This window comes from Teichococcus aestuarii (genome assembly GCF_042651065.1).
Classification (GTDB): domain Bacteria; phylum Pseudomonadota; class Alphaproteobacteria; order Acetobacterales; family Acetobacteraceae; genus Pseudoroseomonas; species Pseudoroseomonas aestuarii.
In genome coordinates this window covers 122479-140077 of record NZ_JBHSCH010000002.1, presented here as the reverse complement: position 1 = coordinate 140077, position 17599 = coordinate 122479, and the positions used below count along the sequence as shown (strand labels likewise).

The 17599-nt window shown below is 73.5% G+C and carries 18 protein-coding genes; 10 read left to right on the top strand and 8 right to left on the bottom strand.

Going from position 1 to position 17599, the window contains the following annotated elements; genetic code table 11:
* Positions 1 to 57 precede the first annotated feature (57 nt).
* Both ACFOY6_RS01910 and ACFOY6_RS01905 read left to right on the top strand, forming a co-directional pair.
* Positions 58 to 945: a branched-chain amino acid ABC transporter permease gene (locus ACFOY6_RS01910; protein ID WP_109517804.1), complete on the top strand. Its 888-nt coding sequence runs from the start codon at positions 58 to 60 to the stop codon at positions 943 to 945.
* A 3-nt stretch (positions 946 to 948) separates the two neighbouring features.
* A complete protein-coding gene (locus tag ACFOY6_RS01905) occupies positions 949 to 1953 on the top strand; it encodes a branched-chain amino acid ABC transporter permease (RefSeq protein ID WP_379648609.1) in 1005 nt (334 codons plus the stop codon).
* A gap of 29 nt (positions 1954 to 1982) precedes the next feature.
* On the opposite strand, the gene ACFOY6_RS01900 is transcribed toward ACFOY6_RS01905, so the two are convergent.
* The 5 genes from ACFOY6_RS01900 to osmF all read right to left on the bottom strand — a co-directional run bounded on the left by ACFOY6_RS01900 (position 1983) and on the right by osmF (position 7414).
* Positions 1983 to 3476, bottom strand: coding sequence for a methyl-accepting chemotaxis protein (locus ACFOY6_RS01900; protein WP_379648607.1), 1494 nt, complete (start codon positions 3474 to 3476; stop codon positions 1983 to 1985).
* Positions 3477 to 3613: 137 nt separating this feature from the next.
* Positions 3614 to 4336 (bottom strand): ABC transporter permease, encoded by a 723-nt coding sequence (locus ACFOY6_RS01895; RefSeq protein WP_109517806.1) that lies wholly within the window; start codon positions 4334 to 4336, stop codon positions 3614 to 3616.
* Complete coding sequence (locus tag ACFOY6_RS01890; protein ID WP_109517807.1) at positions 4333 to 5265, bottom strand: ABC transporter ATP-binding protein; 933 nt, start codon at positions 5263 to 5265, stop codon at positions 4333 to 4335. Before ACFOY6_RS01890 ends, ACFOY6_RS01895 begins: the two co-directional genes overlap by 4 nt.
* Entirely contained in the window at positions 5262 to 6455 is a 1194-nt protein-coding gene (locus ACFOY6_RS01885) for an ABC transporter permease subunit (protein WP_379648604.1), read from the bottom strand. Before ACFOY6_RS01885 ends, ACFOY6_RS01890 begins: the two co-directional genes overlap by 4 nt.
* A gap of 2 nt (positions 6456 to 6457) precedes the next feature.
* On the bottom strand, positions 6458 to 7414 hold the full coding sequence (osmF, locus tag ACFOY6_RS01880) for a glycine betaine ABC transporter substrate-binding protein OsmF (protein ID WP_379648602.1): 957 nt from the start codon (positions 7412 to 7414) through the stop codon (positions 6458 to 6460).
* 432 nt (positions 7415 to 7846) lie between these two features.
* On the opposite strand from osmF, the gene ACFOY6_RS01875 reads away from it, so the two are divergent.
* The 3 genes from ACFOY6_RS01875 (at position 7847) to ada (ending at position 10109) form a co-directional block, all read left to right on the top strand.
* Positions 7847 to 8191 (top strand): hypothetical protein, encoded by a 345-nt coding sequence (locus ACFOY6_RS01875; protein ID WP_245906455.1) that lies wholly within the window; start codon positions 7847 to 7849, stop codon positions 8189 to 8191.
* A gap of 181 nt (positions 8192 to 8372) precedes the next feature.
* Positions 8373 to 8948 carry a tetratricopeptide repeat protein gene (locus tag ACFOY6_RS01870; protein WP_109517810.1) on the top strand — a complete coding sequence of 192 codons (576 nt, stop codon included), beginning with the start codon at positions 8373 to 8375 and terminating at the stop codon, positions 8946 to 8948.
* Between the two features lie 63 nt (positions 8949 to 9011).
* On the top strand, positions 9012 to 10109 hold the full coding sequence (ada, locus tag ACFOY6_RS01865; RefSeq protein WP_379648599.1) for a bifunctional DNA-binding transcriptional regulator/O6-methylguanine-DNA methyltransferase Ada: 1098 nt from the start codon (positions 9012 to 9014) through the stop codon (positions 10107 to 10109).
* Between the two features lie 51 nt (positions 10110 to 10160).
* Here ada and pyk read toward each other — a convergent pair whose 3' ends face one another.
* Positions 10161 to 11594, bottom strand: coding sequence for a pyruvate kinase (pyk, locus tag ACFOY6_RS01860; RefSeq protein WP_109517811.1), 1434 nt, complete (start codon positions 11592 to 11594; stop codon positions 10161 to 10163).
* 87 nt (positions 11595 to 11681) lie between these two features.
* Positions 11682 to 12980, bottom strand: coding sequence for a glycerate kinase type-2 family protein (locus ACFOY6_RS01855; protein ID WP_379648597.1), 1299 nt, complete (start codon positions 12978 to 12980; stop codon positions 11682 to 11684).
* A gap of 178 nt (positions 12981 to 13158) precedes the next feature.
* On the opposite strand from ACFOY6_RS01855, the gene ACFOY6_RS01850 reads away from it, so the two are divergent.
* Positions 13159 to 13467 carry a con-10 family general stress protein gene (locus tag ACFOY6_RS01850; RefSeq protein ID WP_379633699.1) on the top strand — a complete coding sequence of 103 codons (309 nt, stop codon included), beginning with the start codon at positions 13159 to 13161 and terminating at the stop codon, positions 13465 to 13467.
* Between the two features lie 77 nt (positions 13468 to 13544).
* Entirely contained in the window at positions 13545 to 13874 is a 330-nt protein-coding gene (locus tag ACFOY6_RS01845) for a hypothetical protein (RefSeq protein WP_379648594.1), read from the top strand.
* Between the two features lie 43 nt (positions 13875 to 13917).
* Here the strand turns inward: ACFOY6_RS01845 and ACFOY6_RS01840 are convergent, their stop codons facing one another.
* Positions 13918 to 14817 carry a branched-chain amino acid aminotransferase gene (locus ACFOY6_RS01840; RefSeq protein ID WP_379633703.1) on the bottom strand — a complete coding sequence of 300 codons (900 nt, stop codon included), beginning with the start codon at positions 14815 to 14817 and terminating at the stop codon, positions 13918 to 13920.
* A gap of 114 nt (positions 14818 to 14931) precedes the next feature.
* Here ACFOY6_RS01840 and ACFOY6_RS01835 point away from each other — a divergent pair, with 114 nt between their 5' ends.
* From ACFOY6_RS01835 to ACFOY6_RS01825, 3 genes are read left to right on the top strand one after another with little or no spacing between them, the layout of a single operon-like run.
* Positions 14932 to 15480, top strand: coding sequence for a MarR family winged helix-turn-helix transcriptional regulator (locus ACFOY6_RS01835; RefSeq protein ID WP_379633705.1), 549 nt, complete (start codon positions 14932 to 14934; stop codon positions 15478 to 15480).
* Positions 15477 to 16196: a response regulator gene (locus tag ACFOY6_RS01830; protein ID WP_109517816.1), complete on the top strand. Its 720-nt coding sequence runs from the start codon at positions 15477 to 15479 to the stop codon at positions 16194 to 16196. The genes ACFOY6_RS01835 and ACFOY6_RS01830 overlap by 4 nt, the downstream gene beginning before the upstream one ends.
* Positions 16193 to 17575 carry an ATP-binding protein gene (locus ACFOY6_RS01825; protein ID WP_109517817.1) on the top strand — a complete coding sequence of 461 codons (1383 nt, stop codon included), beginning with the start codon at positions 16193 to 16195 and terminating at the stop codon, positions 17573 to 17575. Before ACFOY6_RS01830 ends, ACFOY6_RS01825 begins: the two co-directional genes overlap by 4 nt.
* The last annotated feature ends 24 nt before the right edge of the window (positions 17576 to 17599 follow it).

Genomic DNA, 17599 nt, shown 5'->3' with positions numbered 1-17599 from the left:
TACGCCATGGTGCGCCCGGCCGGACCCTGAAGCCGCTCGCCACGGGAAGTCTCGCCGGTGCTTGAGGAATTGCTCTTCCAGATTGAGCTCGGCCTGCCGCAGATCGTGCTCGGCCTGGTGAACGGCGCCTTCTACGCGCTGCTCTCGCTCGGCCTCGCCGTCATCTTCGGCATGCTGAACGTCATCAACTTCGCCCACGGCGCCCAGTTCATGATGGGCGCCTTCGTCGCCTGGATGCTGCTGAACTGGGTGGGCATCGGCTACTGGCCGGCGCTGGTGCTCTCGCCGCTGATCGTCGGCGCCTTCGGCGTGCTGATCGAGAAGACGATGATCAGCCGCCTCTACAAGCTCGACCACCTCTACGGCCTGCTGCTCACCTTCGGGCTGGCGCTGATCATCGAGGGCATCTTCCGCAACCAGTTCGGCTCCTCCGGCCTGCCCTACGCGCCGCCCGAGGCGCTAGGCGGCCCGCCGGTCGATCTCGGCTTCATGTTCCTGCCGAAGTACCGCCTCTGGGTGGTGGTGGCGGCGCTGGGGATGAGCCTCGCCACCTGGCTCGTCATCGAGAAGACGCGGCTCGGCGCCTATCTGCGCGCGGCCACCGAGAACGCGGCGCTGGTGCAGGCCTTCGGCGTCAACGTGCCGCGCATGGTCACGCTCACCTACGCGGCGGGGGTGGGGCTCGCCGCCTTCGCCGGGGTGCTGGCGGCGCCGATCTACTCGGTGAACCCGCAGATGGGGTCGAGCCTCATCATCGTCGTCTTCGCCGTGGTGGTCATCGGCGGCATGGGCTCCATCCTGGGCTCGGTGGTCACCGGCTTCGGCCTCGGCCTGGTCGAGGGGCTGACCAAGGTGTTCTACCCCGAGGCCAGCTCCACCGTCATCTTCGTCATCATGGCCATCGTGCTGCTGGCGCGGCCGGCCGGCCTGTTCGGGAGGGCCTGAGCCATGGCCGGTGGTCACGCATCCACGGCGCCGGCGATGCTGGCGCCCGAATCCCCCGGGCTGCTCGGCCTCTCGGGCTTGGGCTTCAACCGGGCGCAGAGCATCGCCTTCCTGGTGATGCTGGCGGCGCTGCTGGTGGGGCCGTTCCTGCTCTACCCCGTCTTCCTGATGAAGCTGCTCTGCTTCGCCCTCTTCGCCTGCGCCTTCAACCTGCTGATCGGCTATGTCGGACTGCTCTCCTTCGGGCACGCCATGTTCTTCGGCATGGGCGGCTATGTCGCGGCCCATGCCGCCAAGGTGTGGGGCCTCACGCCGGAGCTGGCCATCCTGGCCGGCGGCGTGGTGGGGGCGGGGCTTGGCGTGGTGGCGGGCTGGATCGCCATTCGCCGCCAGGGCATCTACTTCGCCATGATCACCCTGGCGCTGGCGCAGATGGTCTATTTCTTCTGCCTCCAGGCGCCCTTCACCGGCGGCGAGGACGGCATCCAGCGCGTGCCGCGCGGCGCGCTGCTCGGCGTGGTGGACCTCAGCCGCGACATGTCGCTCTACTGGGTGGTGGCGGCGGTCTTCCTGGCCGGCTTCCTGCTCATCAACCGCATCGTCCACTCGCCCTTCGGCCAGGTGCTGACGGCGATCCGCGAGAACGAGCCACGCGCCACCTCGCTCGGCTACCGGACGGACGACTACAAGCTGGTGGCCTTCACCCTCTCCGCCACCCTGGCCGGCATCGCCGGCGGCACCAAGGCGTTGCTCTTCGGCATCGCCACCCTCACCGATGTCTACTGGGCGATGTCCGGCGAGGTGGTGCTGATGACGCTGGTGGGCGGGCTCGGCACGGTGTTCGGCCCGGTGGTGGGGGCGGCCGTCATCGTCACCATGCAGAACTACCTGGCCGAGTTCGGCGCCTGGGTGACGGTGATCCAGGGCGTCATCTTCGTCGCCTGCGTGCTGGCCTTCCGCGCCGGGGTGGTGGGCGAGCTGGGCCGGGTGCTGAAGGTGCGCCTGTAGGCGGCGGGCGGGGCGGCGCGCCCCGCCCCTCAGGAGATCAGCGCCTGCGACAGGTCGGCGGCGTTGCGGATGTTGCTCTGCATCTGCTGCGCCGCCTCGTTGATGCCCTGCAGGCTCTGGCTGATGGCCCCCACCGCCCCGGCGGCCTGCGTCATGTTCTCGGCCATCTGCCGCGTGGTCATGCTCTGCTCGTCCACCGAGCTGGAGATGGCGGTGGCGATGTCCGAGATCGCCTCGATCCGCTGCGCCACGGAGCGGATCGCCCCCACCGTCTGCTCCACCGCGCTGCGCATCTGGCCCACCTGGCTGCTGATCTCGCCGGTGGCCTTGGCGGTCTGGCTGGCGAGGTTCTTCACCTCGGAGGCCACCACGGCGAAGCCCTTGCCGGCCTCGCCGGCGCGCGCCGCCTCGATGGTGGCGTTCAGCGCCAGCAGGTTGGTCTGCCCGGCGATGGCGGCGATCAGCCCCAGCACCTCGCCGATGCGGTCGGCCGCCTGCACCAGATCGGCCACCGTCACCGAGGCGCGCTCCGCCTCCGCCTGGCCGGCGAGGGACACCTCCGAGGCGCTGCGCACCTGCCGGTTGATCTCGGAGACGGAGTTCGCCATCTCATCCGCCGATTGGGCGATGGTCTGCACCTTGCCCAGGGTCTCGCCGGTGGAGCGGGCCGCGGCCTCCGCGCGGTGCAGGGTCGTCTCGGCCGCCCTGGAGATGCCGGACAGCTCCCCGGCCACCTCCTGCCCCATCTGCAGGCGGCGCTGCCGGGCCTGTACCGTGGCGGTGATGTCGGTGGCGTATTTCACGATCTTCATCAGCCGGCCGCAGGGCGCGAAGATCGGGTTGTAGATGGCCTGGATCCAGATCTCGCGGCCGCCCTTGGCCCGGCGCCGGAACTCGGCCGCCTGGTACTGGCCGTTGCGCAGCGCCTGCCAGAAGGCCTCGTAGGCGGGCAGGCGCTGCTCCTCCGGGTGCATGAACATGGAGTGGTGCTGGCCCACGATCTCGTCCAGCCGGTAGCCCGTGGCGGCGAGGAAATTCTCGTTCGCGGTGAGCACCTTGCCCGACAGGTCGAACTCGATGACGGCGCGGGAGCGGTGGATGGCGGCGATCTGCCCCGCATGGTCCGCCGCGAGCATCTTGCTGGCCGTGATGTCGGTGGCGAACTTCATGATGCGCGCCGGCCTGCCGCAGCGGTTGAGCACCGGGCAGTAGGAAGCCTGGATCCAGACCTCGCGCCCGCCCTTGGCGATCCGCCGGAACTCGGCGCTCTGGAAGCGGCCCGCCCGCAACTCCCGCCAGAACAGCTGGTAGGCGGGGTCCGACTGCGCGCCCGGCTCCATGAACATGCTGTGCGGCCGGCCGCGAATCTCCTCGATCGTGTAGCCCATGGCCCGCAGGAACAGGTCGTTGGCCCCGAGGATGGTGCCGTCGAGCTGGAATTCGATCACTGCCTGGCTGGCCTGGACGGCGGCCATGCGGGCCGCCGCGCTGGGGGGGAGGGCGGCGCAGATCGTATCGAGCATGGCTACCTCGGGGGAGAGAAAGTGGCGCGAGGCTATGCCCGGGGACGGTAAAGGATTCTGAACGTGTGGCGCTTGAGCCTCCGGCAGGTGTGGCGCATGGGCCTCCGGCCCGGCAGTCCTGGTGCTGCCCGCCGCGCCTATCCCGTGCTCCGCGCCAGCACCAGCCGCAGCGCCCGGTCCGCCAGCAGCGCCAGCCAGGCGGTGAACACGGCGCCCTGCGCCACCCAGGCCATGTTGCCATTGGCCAGCCCGGTGACGATGGGCGTGCCCAGGCACTGCGCCCCGGCCACGGCCCCCACCGCCGTGGTGGCGATCGAGAGCACGACGGCGACGCGCAGCCCCGCCTGGATCACCGGCAGCGCCAGCGGCAGCTCCACCCGCGCCAGGATGCCCGCACGCCCCATGCCGGTGCCGCGCGCGGCATCCAGCACGCCGGGCGGCACGGCATCGAGCCCGGCCACGGCGCCGCGCATCACCGGCAGGCTGGCATAGAGCACCAGCGCCAGCAGCGTCGGCGCCGCGCCGAAGCCCAGCAGCGGCAGGGCGAGCGCGATGACCGCCACGGGCGGGATGGCCTGGGCCAGGGAGAACACCGCGTCCAGCAGCGGCCGCAGCCGCTGCCCGCCCGGCCGCGTGGCCAGGATACCGGCGCCGAGGCCGATGGCGCCGGCGATGGCCGCGGCGCCGAGCGAGAGCATCAGGTGCTCGCCCAGCAGGGTGAACCAGCCCTGGCTCTCCCACACGGGCCGGGCGATGCCGGGGAACAGCCAGCGCCACAGCCCCTCCGCCCGCGGCGCCGCCCACAGCGCCAGCAGGAAGGCGGCGGCCTGCGCCAGCAGCCAGAGGAGCGGCCGGCTCACGCCGCGCGCACCAAATCGGCCCAGTGCAGCGTGCCGCCGGGGAAGCCGGCCTCGGCCGGCACGGCGAGGCGGTCGGCGCCCTGTTCCAGCATCAGCATCAGCGCCTGCTTCAGCGAGGCGGCGGCGGGCAGCACGGGCAGGCCGTCCTCCGCGTCCTCGTCGCGGGCGAGGCGGGCGGCGGGCAGGGTGCCGAGGCGGTGGAAGGCCAGGCTCTCCTCGCCGAACAGGCGGCGCACGCTGCGGTCCGAGCCATCCTCCAGCACCCGCGCCGGGCGGCCATGCGCGGCGAGCCGGCCCTCCTCCAGCACCGCCAGATGATCGGCCAGCGCCAGCGCCTCCTCCACGTCATGGGTGACGAAGAGGATGGTCTTGCCGGTGCTGGCATGGATGCGGCGCAGCTCCGCCTGCAGGTCGCGCCGCGTGCCGGGGTCGAGGGCGGAGAAGGGCTCGTCCATCAGCAGCAGCGGCGGGTCGGCGGCCAGCGCCCGCGCCAGCCCCACGCGCTGCGCCTGCCCGCCCGAGAGCTCGTGCGGGAAGCGGGCGCGGAAGCGCTCCGGCTCCAGTCCCACCAGCGCCAGCAGCTCGTCCACCCGCGCGGCGGCGCGCTCCGGCGCCCAGCCCAGCAGGCGCGGCACGGTGGCGATGTTCTCCGCCACCCGCCAGTGCGGGAACAGCCCGACCGACTGGATGACATAGCCGATGCCGCGCCGCAGTGCCTCCGGCTCGGCCTGCGCCACGTCCCGCCCCGAGACCAGCACGCGGCCGGCGCTGGGCTCGACGAGGCGGTTGACCATGCGCATCAGCGTGGACTTGCCGGAGCCGCTCTCGCCGAGCAGCACGCAGATGCTGCCCGTGGGCACCTCCAGCGTCACCCGGTCCACCACGGCGCGGTCGCCATAGCGGCGGGAGACCCCCTCGAAGCGGATCATCGCGGCACCTCCAGCGCCGATTGCAGCGCGGCCAGCAGGGCGTCCACCAGCAGCGAGAGCGCCACCACCGGCAGCACGCCGAGCAGGATGAGGTCGGTGGCGAGCTGGCCAATGCCCTGGAACACCAGCGCGCCGAGGCCGCCGCCGCCGATCAGCGCCGCCAGCGTGGCCAGCCCCACCGCCTGCACCGCCGCCACCCGCAGCCCGCCCAGGATGACGCCGCGCCCGAGCGGCAGGCGCAGGCGCAGCAGGGTCTGGCGCGCGGTCAGCCCCTGGCCGCGCGCGGCATCCAGCAGCGCGGGCCCCGCGACGCGCAGCCCGGCCAGCAGGGCGCTGGCCAGCGGCAGCAGCAGGTAGGCCGAGATGGCCAGCATGGCCGGCGCCGGCCCGATGCCACCCACCCCCCAGGCGCGCAGCCCGGGGAAGGCCGCCGCCAGCGCCGCCAGCGGCCCCATCAGCAGGCCGAACAAGGCGATGGAGGGGATCACCTGGAAGCCGTTGGCCACCGCCATCAGCACCGCCTCCAGCCGCGGGCGGGAGAGCGCCAGCAGGCCGAGCGGCACCGCCAGCGCCAGGGCGAGCGCCAGCGCGCCGCCGGCCAGCAGCAGGTGCTGGCCGAGGGCGGCACGGATCTCGGCCCCGCGCGCCGCCGCCTCCCGCACCACGGAGAGGCCGTCGAGCAGCCCGGCCGCCAGCAGCCCGGCGGCCCCCAGCGCGGAGAGCAGCAGGAAGCGCGCCGGCGTGCCGCCGCGCCCGGCGGCGCAGCTTCCCGCCGCCAGCGCCAGCAGCAGCACCGCCAGCCACGGCCCGGCCGCCGGCATGGCGCGCGCCAGCGGCGAGACGCCCTCCAGCGCCATGCCGGCGCCGAGGCCGAGGGTCGCCAGCAGCGCCGTCAGCGCCAGGGCGGCGGCGGCCTCGGCCCAGGGCAGCAGCCGCTCCCGCCGCGCCAGCAGCAGCACGGCCAGGCAGGCGAACAGGAAGGCTCCTAGCCCCAGCGTCACGCCCGGCGTCATCGGCAGGGCGGCGGGGCGGGGGCTGAGCAGCCGGTTCGGCGCCAGCGAGAGCCAGCCGAGCAGGAAAGGGCACACCGCCGCCCCCGCCGCCAGCAGCGCCATGGCGGTGGCCTCGCGCCGCGGGGCGGCGGGCTCGGGCGCGGCGCGGGCGGCGAGGGCGGCCGGTCGCAGCGGCATGATCAGCGCGCGAGGCCGAGGCCGCGCAGATGCGCCGCGGCCACCTGCCGCGCCGGCTGCCCCTCCACCACGATGCGGGCGTTCAGCGTCTGCAGCGTCTCCAGCGAGAGCGAGGCGAAGAGCGGGTCGAGCCATTCGCCGAGCTTCGGCAGCCGCTCGGCCACCGCCTGCCGCACCACGGGGGCAGGCTGGTAGACGATCTGCGCGCCCTTCGGGTCCTCCAGCACCACCAGCTCCAGCGCCTGGATGGCGCCGTCCGTGCCATAGACCATGGCGGCGTTGACGCCGTTGAGCTTCTCGGCGGCGGCGCGCATCGTCACCGCCGTGTCGCCGCCCGAGAGCACCAGCAGCCGCTCGGGCGGCAGGGTGAAGCCATAGGCCTTCTGGAAGGAAGGCAGCGCCGCCGGGCTCTCGACGAACTCGGCCGAGGCGGCGAGCTTGAAGGCGCCATCCGCCTTCAGGTGGCGCGCCAGATCGTCCAGGCTCTTCAGGCTGGCCTGCTTCGCCAAGTCCTGGCGCACGGCGATGGCCCAGGTGTTGTTGGCCGCCGCAGGCTTCAGCCAGACCAGCTTGTTCCGCTCGGCGTCCAGCCGGCGCACCGTCTCGGCCGCCTGGGCGGCGTTGTGCCAGGCTGGGTCATCCTCCCTCTGGAAGAAGAAGGCGCCATTGCCGGTGTATTCGGGGTAGAGGTCGATCTCGCCAGCGATCAGCGCCTCGCGGACGATGCGCGTCGGGCCGAGTTGCAGGCGGCGCTGCACCGGCACCTTCTGCGCCTCCAGCACCTGGGCGATCATCTCGCCGAGCAGCGCGCCCTCCGTGTCCAGCTTGGAGCCGATGGTGATGGGGCGGTCCTGCGCGCGCGGGGCGCGGGGCAGGGCGAGCGCGAGGCCGGCGGCGGCCAGCCCCAGCGCGGCGCGGCGCTTGAGGGGGGCGGAGGGCAGGGCGGGCGGCAGGGTCATCGGGTCGTCTCCGGAAGCGGTGGGGGCGGTGCCGCTGCGGCAACGCGGCGGCGGCGCGGGAGTGTCAGGCCGCGTCGGCGGAGGCGGCTTCCCGCGAAGTGGTGGCGAAACGGCGGCAGGGAAGCCTCCTCGTCCTGCCCCATGCCTGCCATGCTGGTGCTGGCTATGCCGGCCGGGGGCGGATGCATCCTGCCATGCTGCCGGGCGCCCCCCCGCCTTGCCAAGCCGGAGCGCGGCCCGGCCGTGGCCCGGATTGTGCAAGTTTCCGGCACCATGCCCCTGCCTCTCCCCCTTCCAGCCGGCGCCGGTGCCGGCCCATGAACTCGCCGGCGCCCGAGGTCATCGACCTCTCCATTACCTTCCGCCTCGCCGGGAGGGAGATCGGCGAACTGCCGGCCGAGGCGCGGCGCCGCCATCGCCGCGCCCGAGCAGGTGCGCATCCCCGAGGCGGCGCGGCGCGCGGCGGAATATCCGCGCCAGCTCTCGGGCGGCATGCGGCCGGCCGCCTGGCCATGGCCGGGCTTGCTGGCGGGGCTGGTGTTCATCGCCGTGGCGCTGCCGGCCATCGCCATCTCGGCCACGCCGATCTTCATGCGCCTGGCGCGCGGCATGGCGTTGGCGGCCAAGGCGATGGACCGGGGGGAGGCCGTCCGCGCCATGGGCAACCCGCCGCTGCTGGTGCGGGGCACGCTGGCCATCGCGGAGGCGATCATCGCCGAGGCCTCGTTCTCCTTCCTCGGCCAGCAGCCGCCCGTGCCTCCTGGGGCTCGATGCTGAACGCGGCGCAGCGCATCCTCACCCAGGCGCCGTGGATGTCGGTCTATCCCGGCCTCGCCATCTTCCTGGTGGTGCTGGCCTTCAACCTTGTGGGCGACGGGCCACGCGCCGCGCTGGACCCGCGCGGCGGCCGGGCGGATTTTGCTTGCGGAGCACCGCCCGGCCACCGGACCATGGCGCCATGCGCGCCGCATTGCTGCCCCTGCTCCTGCTGGCCCTGCCGCTGCTGCCTCCCGGGGTGGCGGAGGCGCAGCGCCCCGCCACCGCCGAAGCCCGCAAGGCGGAGGTCGAGCGCCTGCTGGACGCACTGCCCGCGGCGCCGGACGAGGTGGCGGGCGCCGCCCTGGCCGCGCGCATCCGCACCCTCTGGGCGCAGGGTGCCTCGCCCGCCGTGACGCTGCTGCTCCAACGCGGCCGGCGCAACCTGGAGGCCGAGGCCCCGGCCGACGCGGTGGAGGATTTCGACGCCGCCATCACCCTGCAACCCGGCCATGCCGATGCCTGGCTGATGCGCGCCCAGGCGCTGGCCGCCCTGGGCGACATGCAGGCCGCCATGAGCGACCTGCAGCAGGTGCTGGTGCTGCAGCCGCGGCACTTCGTGGCGCTGGCGCTGCTCTCCTCGCTGCGCGAGCAGGTGGGGGACAGGCAGGGCGCGCTGCGCGCGATGGAGGAGGCGGTGAGCCTGCACCCGACCCTGCCGGGCGCGGCGGAGCGGCTGCGCGCCCTGCACGACAAGGTGCACGGCACCGGCACCTGAAGCGCCGTGCCGCGGCAACGGCCGGATGGCCGCTCCCGCCCGGCCCGTGCGACACATCCCGCCATGAGCCCCGACACCGGAACCTCCACGGACATCGCCATGGACAGCGTCACGGACCTCCCGGCGGAACAGCAGGCCGACCGGCTCTGGTCCGCCCTGCAAGGCCGCCAGCCCAATCCCGGCATGCTCTATGCCGTGACCACGCAGGGCGTCTATTGCCGGTTCGGCTGCCCCTCCCGCCTGCCGCTGCGGCGGAACGTGCGCTTCTTCGCCGATTGCGCGGGCGCCGAGGCGGCGGGCTTCCGCGCCTGCCGCCGCTGCGACCCGCGTGGCGAGCGCGCCGCCCTGCAGGCCGAGGCGGTGCGCGCCGCCTGCGCGCTGATCGAGGAAGCGGAGACCCTGCCGCCCCTGGCGGTGCTGGCCGCCCGCGCCGGCTACGCGAAGCACCACTTCCTGCGCCTGTTCCGCGCGGTGACCGGCCTCACCCCCGGCGCCTATGCCGACGCGGTGAAGGCACGCCGCCTGCAAGCCGCCCTGGCCGGGGGCACCCGCGTGGCCGATGCGGTGGCGGAGGCCGGCTTCGGCAGCGAGAGCCGTGTCTATGAGCGACCCGGCCGGCTGCTCGGCATGACGCCCGGCGCCGCCCGGCGTGGCGGGGCGGGGGAGGAGATCCGCTACGCCTTCACGGAATCGCCGCTCGGCCTGCTGCTGGTGGCGCGCACGGAGAAGGGCCTCTGCCGCATCGCCTTCGGCCCGGATGAGCCGACGCTGGAGGGGGAGCTGGCCGCCCGCTTCCCACAGGCGCGATTGCTTCCGGGCGACGGAGCCATGGCGGCGGAACTGCGCGCCGTGGTCGCGCTGATCGAGGAGCCGCACGCCGCCCGCGCCCTGCCGCTGGATCTGCGCGGCACCGCCTTCCAGCACCGCGTCTGGCAGGCGCTGACGGACATCCCGCCCGGCCGCACCACCACCTATTCCGATCTGGCGGCGCGCATCGGCCAGCCGCGCGCCGTGCGGGCGGTGGCGGCGGCCTGCGGCGCCAACCCGGTGGCGCTGGCGGTGCCCTGCCACCGCGTGATTGGCCGGGACGGCAGCCTCACCGGCTACCGCTGGGGCCTGCCGCGCAAGCGCGCCCTGCTCGACCGCGAAGCGGCAAGCTGACAGAAAAAAGATGGGGGTCCGGGGGAATTCCTTCCCCCGGCCTTGCCTTTTCTACTTCACCACGGCCACGCGCAGCGCGTTGGTCGTCCCCGGCGTCCCGAAGGGCACGCCGGCGGTGACCACCACCTCATCCCCCGTGCTGGCGAAGCCTTCCGCCTGGGCCGCGCGCACTGCCTTGTGCACCATGTCCGTCATCGAGTGCGGCTCGGCCGAGAGCAGGGGGTGGACGCCCCACACCACCGCCATGCGGCGCGAGGTGGCCTCGCTGGAAGTCAGGCCCAGGATCGGGCTGCCGGGCCGCTCCCGCGCCACGCGCAGCGTGGTGGAGCCGGTGGCGGTAAAGGTGGCGATCACCTCCGCCTCGATCGTCTCGGCCACCTGGCGGGCGGCGGCGGCGATGGCGCCGGCCGAGTTCTTCTCCGGCGCGGGGCGGGCGGCATCAGTGATCTGGCGCCAGCCATCATCCTGCTCCACGCGGGTCAGGATGCGGTCCATCATGTTCACCGCCTCGAAGGGGAACTGACCGGCGGCGCTCTCGGCCGAGAGCATCACCGCGTCCGCCCCGTCGAACACGGCGGTGGCGACGTCGGAGGCCTCGGCGCGGGTGGGGGCGGGGGCGGTGATCATGCTCTCCAGCATCTGCGTCGCCACCACCACCGGTTTGCCGAGGGCGCGGGCGGCGCGGACGATGCGCTTCTGGATCAGCGGCACCTCCTCGGGCGGGCATTCCACGCCGAGGTCGCCGCGCGCCACCATGACGCAGTCGGTGAGCGCCAGAATGCCCTCGAGATTCTCGACCGCCTGGGGCTTCTCCATCTTCACCATCACCCAGGCGCGGCCATCGGCGATGGCCTTGGCCTCGGCCACGTCCTCGGGGCGCTGCACGAAGGAGAGGCCGACATACTCGATGCCGAGCGGCAGCACGAAGTCGAGGTCGGCACGGTCCTTCTCGGTCAGCGCCGGGATGGGCAGCGCCACGTCCGGCACGTTCACGCCCTTGCGGTCGGAGAGCGGGCCGCCGACCAGGATCTCGGTCTCCAGGTGGTCGTCCCGCTTGTGCACCACGCGCAGGCGCAGCTTGCCGTCATCGAGCAGCAGGGTGGTGCCGATGCGGGCCGCGTCCATGATCTCGGCATGCGGCAGCTGCACGCGGCGCACGTCGCCCGGCGTGGCGCTCATGTCGAGGCGGAAGCGCTGGCCGGTCTGCAACTGCACCCGCCCGCCCTGGAACCGCCCGACGCGCAGCTTCGGCCCCTGCACATCGGCCAGGATGCCGATGGGCCGGCCCACCTTCTTCTCCAGCGCGCGGATCATCTCGATGCGCGCCGCGTGGTCCTCGTGGCTGCCATGGCTGAAGTTGAGCCGGAACACGTCGGCGCCGCCGCGGTAGAGGCGCTCCAGCACCTCCGGCGTGGAGCTGGCCGGGCCCAGCGTGGCGACGATCTTGGTGCGGCGGTGGCGGCGGAGCGGGATGCGCGGCGGCAAGGGAGTATCCTTCTGTCTCGGGCTTCAGCCCGGCATGAGAGGAAAGGCCGGGCAGTTTGAGCCCGGCACATGGCGGCAGAGGCGCCGTCAGGCAATCAGGATGGCACGGAAGTCGTTAACATTCGTCAGTGTCGGCCCGGTGACGATGGTATCGCCCAATCCGTGAAAAAGGCCGAAGCTGTCATGCGCCGCCAGCAGCGCGCGCGCGTCGAGCCCGGCCGCCGTGGCGCGGGCCAGCGTGTCGGGCGCGGCGATGGCGCCGGCATTCTCCTCCGAGCCGTCGATGCCGTCCGTGTCGCCCATCAGCGCCCAGGTGCCGGGCTGGCCGGCGGCGGCGAGGGTGAAGCCCAGCAGGCATTCCCCGTTGCGCCCGCCGCGGCCGCCACCGGGGCGCCCCTGGGGCGTGCCGGGGCGGATGGTCACCGTGGTCTCGCCGCCGGAGAGCAGCAGGGCGGGCGCCGCCACAGGGTGGCCATGGGCGCGGACGCTGCGGGCGATGCCGGCCAGCGCCGTGCCCAGCACCGCCGCCTCGCCCTCCAGCGCATCGCCCAGCAGCAGGGGGGTGAGGCCCAGGGCGCGCGCCTCGGCGGCGGCGGCTTCCAGCGCCATCTGCGGCGTCGCGATCATGCGGAATTCGGCGCCGGCCAGGCGCGGGTCGCCGGGCTTGGGCGTCTCGTCGGCGGCGGCCGCGAGATGCGCGGCCACGGCGGGCGGCAGGCCGATGCCGTAATGCGCCACGATGCCACGCGCCTCGGCGAAGCTCGACGGGTCCGGCACGGTGGGGCCGGAGGCGATGACGGTGGGATCGTCCCCCGGCACGTCGGAGATGGCCAGCGTCAGCACCCGCGCGGGATGCGCCGCCGCCGCCAGCCGCCCGCCCTTGATGGCGGAGAGGTGGCGGCGGACGCAGTTCATCTCGTGGATGGTGGCGCCGGAGGCGAGCAGGGCGCGGTTGACCGCCTGCTTGTCCTCCAGCGTCAGCCCCTCGGCGGGCAGCGCCATCAGCGAGGAGCCGCCGCCCGAGATCAGCGCCAGCACCAGGTCGTCCGCCGTCAGGCCCTGCACGGCGCGCAGCACCTCGGCGGCGGCGGCGGCGCCGGCGGCGTCCGGCACCGGGTGGCTGGCCTCGACCACGCGGATGCGGGCCGTGGGCACCGCATGCCCGTAGCGGGTGATGACGAGGCCGGAGAGATCGGCCCCCGGCCAGGCGGCCTCCACCGCCGCCGCCATCACCGCGGCCGACTTGCCGGCGCCCACCACCACCACCCGCCCGCGGGGCTGCGGCGGCAGGTGGCTCGCCAGGATGGCGCGCGGGTCGGCGGCGCGGATGGCGGCGTCGAACACGCGCCGCAGCGCGGCTCGGGCGGTGGCGTCGGTCCAGTTCATCGGTGGTGGGTGCTCCCTGGCGTGGCGGCGCATTCTGGCCCCTGGGCTCCGCGAGCGGAAGCCGTGCCGGCCATGGCGGGCAGGGCGGGGCGGAAAAGGCCGGGGGCTTTTCCGGGAACCGGAGCGCGGGAGGGCCGGTTCATCGTCGGCGACTGTTCACAACGGAAGGGACAACCCCGTGACCAACCAGAACAGTTCGAACCGTGGCTTCGCGTCGATGGATTCGGACAGGCAGCACGAAATCGCCTCCAGGGGCGGGCAGAGCGTGCCGCCCGGGCAGCGCAGCTTCTCCCGGGACCCTGCGCTGGCCGCCGAGGCGGGCCGCAAGGGCGGCCAGAAGAGCGGGGGCAACTTCGCCAACAACCCGCAGCGGGCTTCTGAGGCGGGGCAGAAGGGCGGGCAGGCCAGCGGCGGCAATTTCGCGCAGGACCGGGAACGCGCTTCGGAAGCCGGCCGCAAGGGCGGGCAGAACAGCGGCGGCCGCTGACGGCGGCCTGCCTGCGGCGGAAAGCGGAAAACGGCAAAGGGGGCACGACGCCCCCTTTTCGCATGGAGAACAGGGCGATGCGCGAGAAAGAGGCACCGGTGCAGACCGACCGCCTGCGGCACGAGATCGACAGCGGCCGCACCGGAGACAAGGTGGCGTTCCACGACCCCGCCGCCGCGCCGCTCGGCGCCGATGACGAGGCGGCCGGCGTTTCGCCCACCCTCGAGCAGGTGGCGCAGGCCCGGAGGCTGGAGACGCAGCAGCCCGGCAATGCCGTCGGGCTGGCGCGGGGCGGCAGCATCGAGCAGACCGTCGGCCCGGGCAGCCGCTCCCGACTGGGCCTCGCCCTGATCGGGGGCGGGGTGGCTGTGCTGGTCCTGGTGGCCCTGGCCCTGATCATCGGCTGACGGCCCGCCGCCAGGGCGGGCCGCCGGCCGTCCGCCGGCCCGGTCAGGCGGCGCGGCGCGCCACCTCCTCCGGGCTCAGGCGCACCAGCGCCTCGTAGTCGCGCAGCAGCGTCTCGGTGATGGCGCCGGGCGTGTAGCTGTGCTCGCCGATCACCCGCACCGGAGTCACCTCGGCCGCCGTGCCGGCCAGGAACACCTCGCTGGCCTGCCCGATCTCCTCCAGCCGGATGGTGCGCTCCACCACCTTGATCTGCTTCTGCCGCGCCAGCCCCATCACCGTGCGGCGGGTGATGCCGTCGAGGAAGCAGATGGGCGTCGGCGTGTGCAGCTCGCCGTCGAAGACGAAGAAGGCGTTGGCGCCGGTCGCCTCCGCCACATCCCCCTTGTAGTCCAGCATCAGCGCGTCGTCGTAGCCCTGCGCCTCGGCGGCGTGCTTCGAGAGCGTGCCGATCATGTAGAGGCCGGCGGCCTTGCTGGCGGTTGGCGCCGTGTCGGGCGCCGGGCGGCGCCAGGGCGCCATGCCGAGGCGCACGCCCTTCATGCGGTTGTCGCCGAACAGGTTCGGCCAGGCCCAGGTGGCGATCGCCAGATGGATCTTCGTCTGCTGCGCCGAGACCGCCAGCATCTCCGAGCCGCGCCAGGCGAGGGGGCGGATATAGGCGTCGGTCAGGCCGTTCTTCTGCATCACGGCGATGCAGGCGGCGTCGATCTCCTCGGCGGTGTAGGGGATCTCGAAGCCGAGGATGCGGCCGGAGGCGATCAGCCGCTCCGTGTGCTCGCGCAGCTTGAAGATATTTCCGCCATAGGCCCGTTCGCCCTCGAACACACCGCTGGCATAATGCAGCCCGTGGGTCAGGACGTGCAGCTTGGCATCCCGCCAGGGGACCATCTGGCCGTCCATCCAGATCCAGCCGTCACGGTCGTCAAAGGGAACCAGCGCCATGTGTGCCATCCTCCGGCTCTTGTCTGCGCAACATAATTGCGCTGAATAAGGCGACGGTAAAATTACCCGTTCGATGTGTCAATGACGCTGACCCAACAGGGAAGCATGACTGCAATGCCTGAAGCACCGGACGCGAAGCCCGTGGGCGCTGGACGCCAGCTCCTGTTCCTGCGCGAGGAGGAGCTCCGGCTCGCCCAGGACCTGCTGTTCTTCGGCTATCGCGACTTCACCGCCGGCCCCGACGCCATCCTGGCCGAGCTCGGCATGGGCCGGGCGCATCACCGCGTGCTGCACTTCGTCGGCCGCCGCCCCGGCATCACGGTGGGCGAATTGCTGGCGATCCTCGGCATCACCAAGCAGTCGCTGGGCCGGGTGCTGAACCCGCTGGTGGAGGAGGGCTATGTTGTGCAGGCACCTGGGCGCAACGACCGCCGCCAGCGCCTGCTTTCGCTGACCGAGAAGGGCGAGGCGCTGGAGAAGCGCCTGTTCGAGCGGCAGCGGGAATGGGTGATGCGCGCCTACCGCGAGGCCGGGCCGGTGGCGGTGGAGGGGTTCCGCCGCGTCATGCGCGGGCTGATGGGCCCCGAGGCCCGCGCCCAGCTCGACCGCGCCCTGCCCGAGGTGGCGCGCCCGGCCGGCGCCAAGCCCCGGAGCGCGGCATGAGCGGCGCAGGGCCGGGCGGCGGCGCCGAGCCGCACCTGCTGGTGGTGGATGACGATGCGCGGCTGCGCAACCTGCTGCAGCGCTTCCTCTCGGAGCAGGGCTTCCGCGTCAGCGCGGCGGCCGACGCCGCGGCGGCGCGCCAGGCGTTGCAGGCCATGGCCTTCGACCTGCTGGTGGTGGATGTGATGATGCCCGGCGAATCCGGCCTCGACCTCACCGAGGGGCTGCGGCGGGAGGGGCACGAGGTGCCGATCCTGATGCTCACCGCCGCCGGCGCGCCGGACGACCGCATCGCCGGCTTCGAGCGCGGCGCGGACGACTACCTGGCCAAGCCCTTCGAGCCGCGCGAGCTGGCGCTGCGCATCCGCACCATCCTGCGGCGGGTGGCGCCGGCGCTGCCGGCCAGCCTGCCGCTGGCGCCGGTGCAGCTCGGCCCCCACTGGTTCGACCCCGAGCGCGGCGAGCTGCGCGGCCCCGATGGCAGCCAGCGCCTGACCGGCGGCGAGGCGGCGCTGCTCTCGGCGCTGGCCCGCCGCGCCGGCGAGGTGCTGACGCGCGAGGAGATCGCCGCCGCCCTCGGCACGCCAGAGGCGGGGGAGCGCGCCATCGACGTGCAGGTGACCCGCCTGCGCCGCAAGATCGAGCCCGACCCGCGTGAGCCGCGCTTCCTGCAGACGGTGCGGCACCGCGGCTATGTGCTGAAGCCCGGCATATGAAGCCCGCCCCGCCCCTGATGCGCCGCGCGCTGCGGAAGCTCGGCACGCCGCTGCGCGGGCTGCTGCCCCGCGGCCTGCTGGGGCGCGCCCTGCTCATCATCCTGCTGCCGCTGCTGATCCTGCAGGGCGTGGCGCTGCAGCTTTTCTATGGCGGGCATCTCGACGTCATCTCGCGCCGGCTGGCGGGAGGTGTGGCGGGGGATGTCGGCATGGTGGTGGAGCTGCTCAGCCGCCACCCGCGCGAGGTGGAGCGGGGCTGGATCTTCCGCGAGGCGGCCTGGCGGATGGACCTCTCCCTGGCCTTCGAGCCGGACGCCACCATCGCCATCCCCGGCCAGCGGCAGAGTTGGCTGCCGATCCTGCCGCTGGAGGGGGACCTGGCACAGGCGCTGCGCGAGCGCGTCGGCCTGCCCTTCGACACCGACTGGCAGTCCGACCCGCGCAGCGTCATCATCCGCGTGCAGATGCCGGATGGGGTGCTGCATGTGGAGGCGCCGCGCAAGCGGCTGTTCTTCGGCACGCTCTACCTGTTCGTCATCTGGCTGGTCGGCACCTCGCTGCTGCTGTTCTTCGTCGCCGCCCTGTTCATGAAGAACCAGGTGCGCGCCATCCGGCGGCTGGCCAGCGCCGCCGAGGCCTTCGGGCTGGGCCGCGAGGTGGGGCCGATCAAGCCCGAGGGGGCCTCCGAGGTGCGGCAGGCGGCGGCGGCCTTCAACCAGATGCAGGCGCGCATCCGCCGCTTCATCGGCCAGCGGACGGAGATGCTGGCCGGCATCAGCCACGATCTGCGCACGCCGCTGACGCGGCTGCGCCTCAGCCTGGCCATGCTGCCCGCCGGCGCCGAGGAGGATGCCGCCGCCATGACCGAGGATGTGGCGGAGATGGAGCGGATGATCGCCACCTACCTCGCCTTCGCGCGCGGGGAGGGGACGGAGCAGTCGCAGCCCGCCGACCTCACCGAGCTGGTGCGCGACCTCGCCGCGCGGACGCAGCGGGACGGCGCCATCGTCTCGGTGGAGGCGCCGGAGGCGCTGGTGCTGCCGCTGCGGGTGGATGCGCTGCGCCGCTGCCTCGGCAACCTGCTGGACAATGCCCGCCGCCATGCCCGCCGCATCGCCGTGGCCGTTACCGAGGCGCCGCGCGAGGAAAGCGGCCGCTCCACCGGCCGGTGGGTGATGATCTCGGTGGACGATGACGGCCCCGGCATTCCCGAGCAGGCGCGGGAGGAGGCGTTCCGGCCCTTCACCAGCTTCTCCGCCGGCGGCACCGGGCTGGGCCTGGCGATCGCCCGCGATATCGCCCGCGCCCATGGCGGGGATATCGTGTTGCAGGGCAGCCCGCTGGGCGGGTTGCGCGCCCTGGTCCGCCTGCCGGCCTGAGACATGCGCCGGGAGGAACATGGA

What these genes read in the sequence shown, in the direction of transcription:
- ACFOY6_RS01840 (WP_379633703.1), bottom strand. Translation starts at nt 14,817, where the DNA reads ATGGCGCTGGTTCCCTTTGACGACCGTGACGGCTGGATCTGGATGGAC.
- ACFOY6_RS01835 (WP_379633705.1), top strand. Translation starts at nt 14,932, where the DNA reads ATGCCTGAAGCACCGGACGCGAAGCCCGTGGGCGCTGGACGCCAGCTC.
- ACFOY6_RS01830 (WP_109517816.1), top strand. Translation starts at nt 15,477, where the DNA reads ATGAGCGGCGCAGGGCCGGGCGGCGGCGCCGAGCCGCACCTGCTGGTG.
- ACFOY6_RS01890 (WP_109517807.1), bottom strand. Translation starts at nt 5,265, where the DNA reads ATGATCCGCTTCGAGGGGGTCTCCCGCCGCTATGGCGACCGCGCCGTG.
- ACFOY6_RS01855 (WP_379648597.1), bottom strand. Translation starts at nt 12,980, where the DNA reads ATGAACTGGACCGACGCCACCGCCCGAGCCGCGCTGCGGCGCGTGTTC.
- ACFOY6_RS01825 (WP_109517817.1), top strand. Translation starts at nt 16,193, where the DNA reads ATGAAGCCCGCCCCGCCCCTGATGCGCCGCGCGCTGCGGAAGCTCGGC.
- ACFOY6_RS01870 (WP_109517810.1), top strand. Translation starts at nt 8,373, where the DNA reads ATGCGCGCCGCATTGCTGCCCCTGCTCCTGCTGGCCCTGCCGCTGCTG.
- ACFOY6_RS01885 (WP_379648604.1), bottom strand. Translation starts at nt 6,455, where the DNA reads ATGCCGCTGCGACCGGCCGCCCTCGCCGCCCGCGCCGCGCCCGAGCCC.
- ACFOY6_RS01900 (WP_379648607.1), bottom strand. Translation starts at nt 3,476, where the DNA reads ATGCTCGATACGATCTGCGCCGCCCTCCCCCCCAGCGCGGCGGCCCGC.
- ACFOY6_RS01905 (WP_379648609.1), top strand. Translation starts at nt 949, where the DNA reads ATGGCCGGTGGTCACGCATCCACGGCGCCGGCGATGCTGGCGCCCGAA.
- ada (WP_379648599.1), top strand. Translation starts at nt 9,012, where the DNA reads ATGAGCCCCGACACCGGAACCTCCACGGACATCGCCATGGACAGCGTC.
- osmF (WP_379648602.1), bottom strand. Translation starts at nt 7,414, where the DNA reads ATGACCCTGCCGCCCGCCCTGCCCTCCGCCCCCCTCAAGCGCCGCGCC.
- ACFOY6_RS01845 (WP_379648594.1), top strand. Translation starts at nt 13,545, where the DNA reads ATGCGCGAGAAAGAGGCACCGGTGCAGACCGACCGCCTGCGGCACGAG.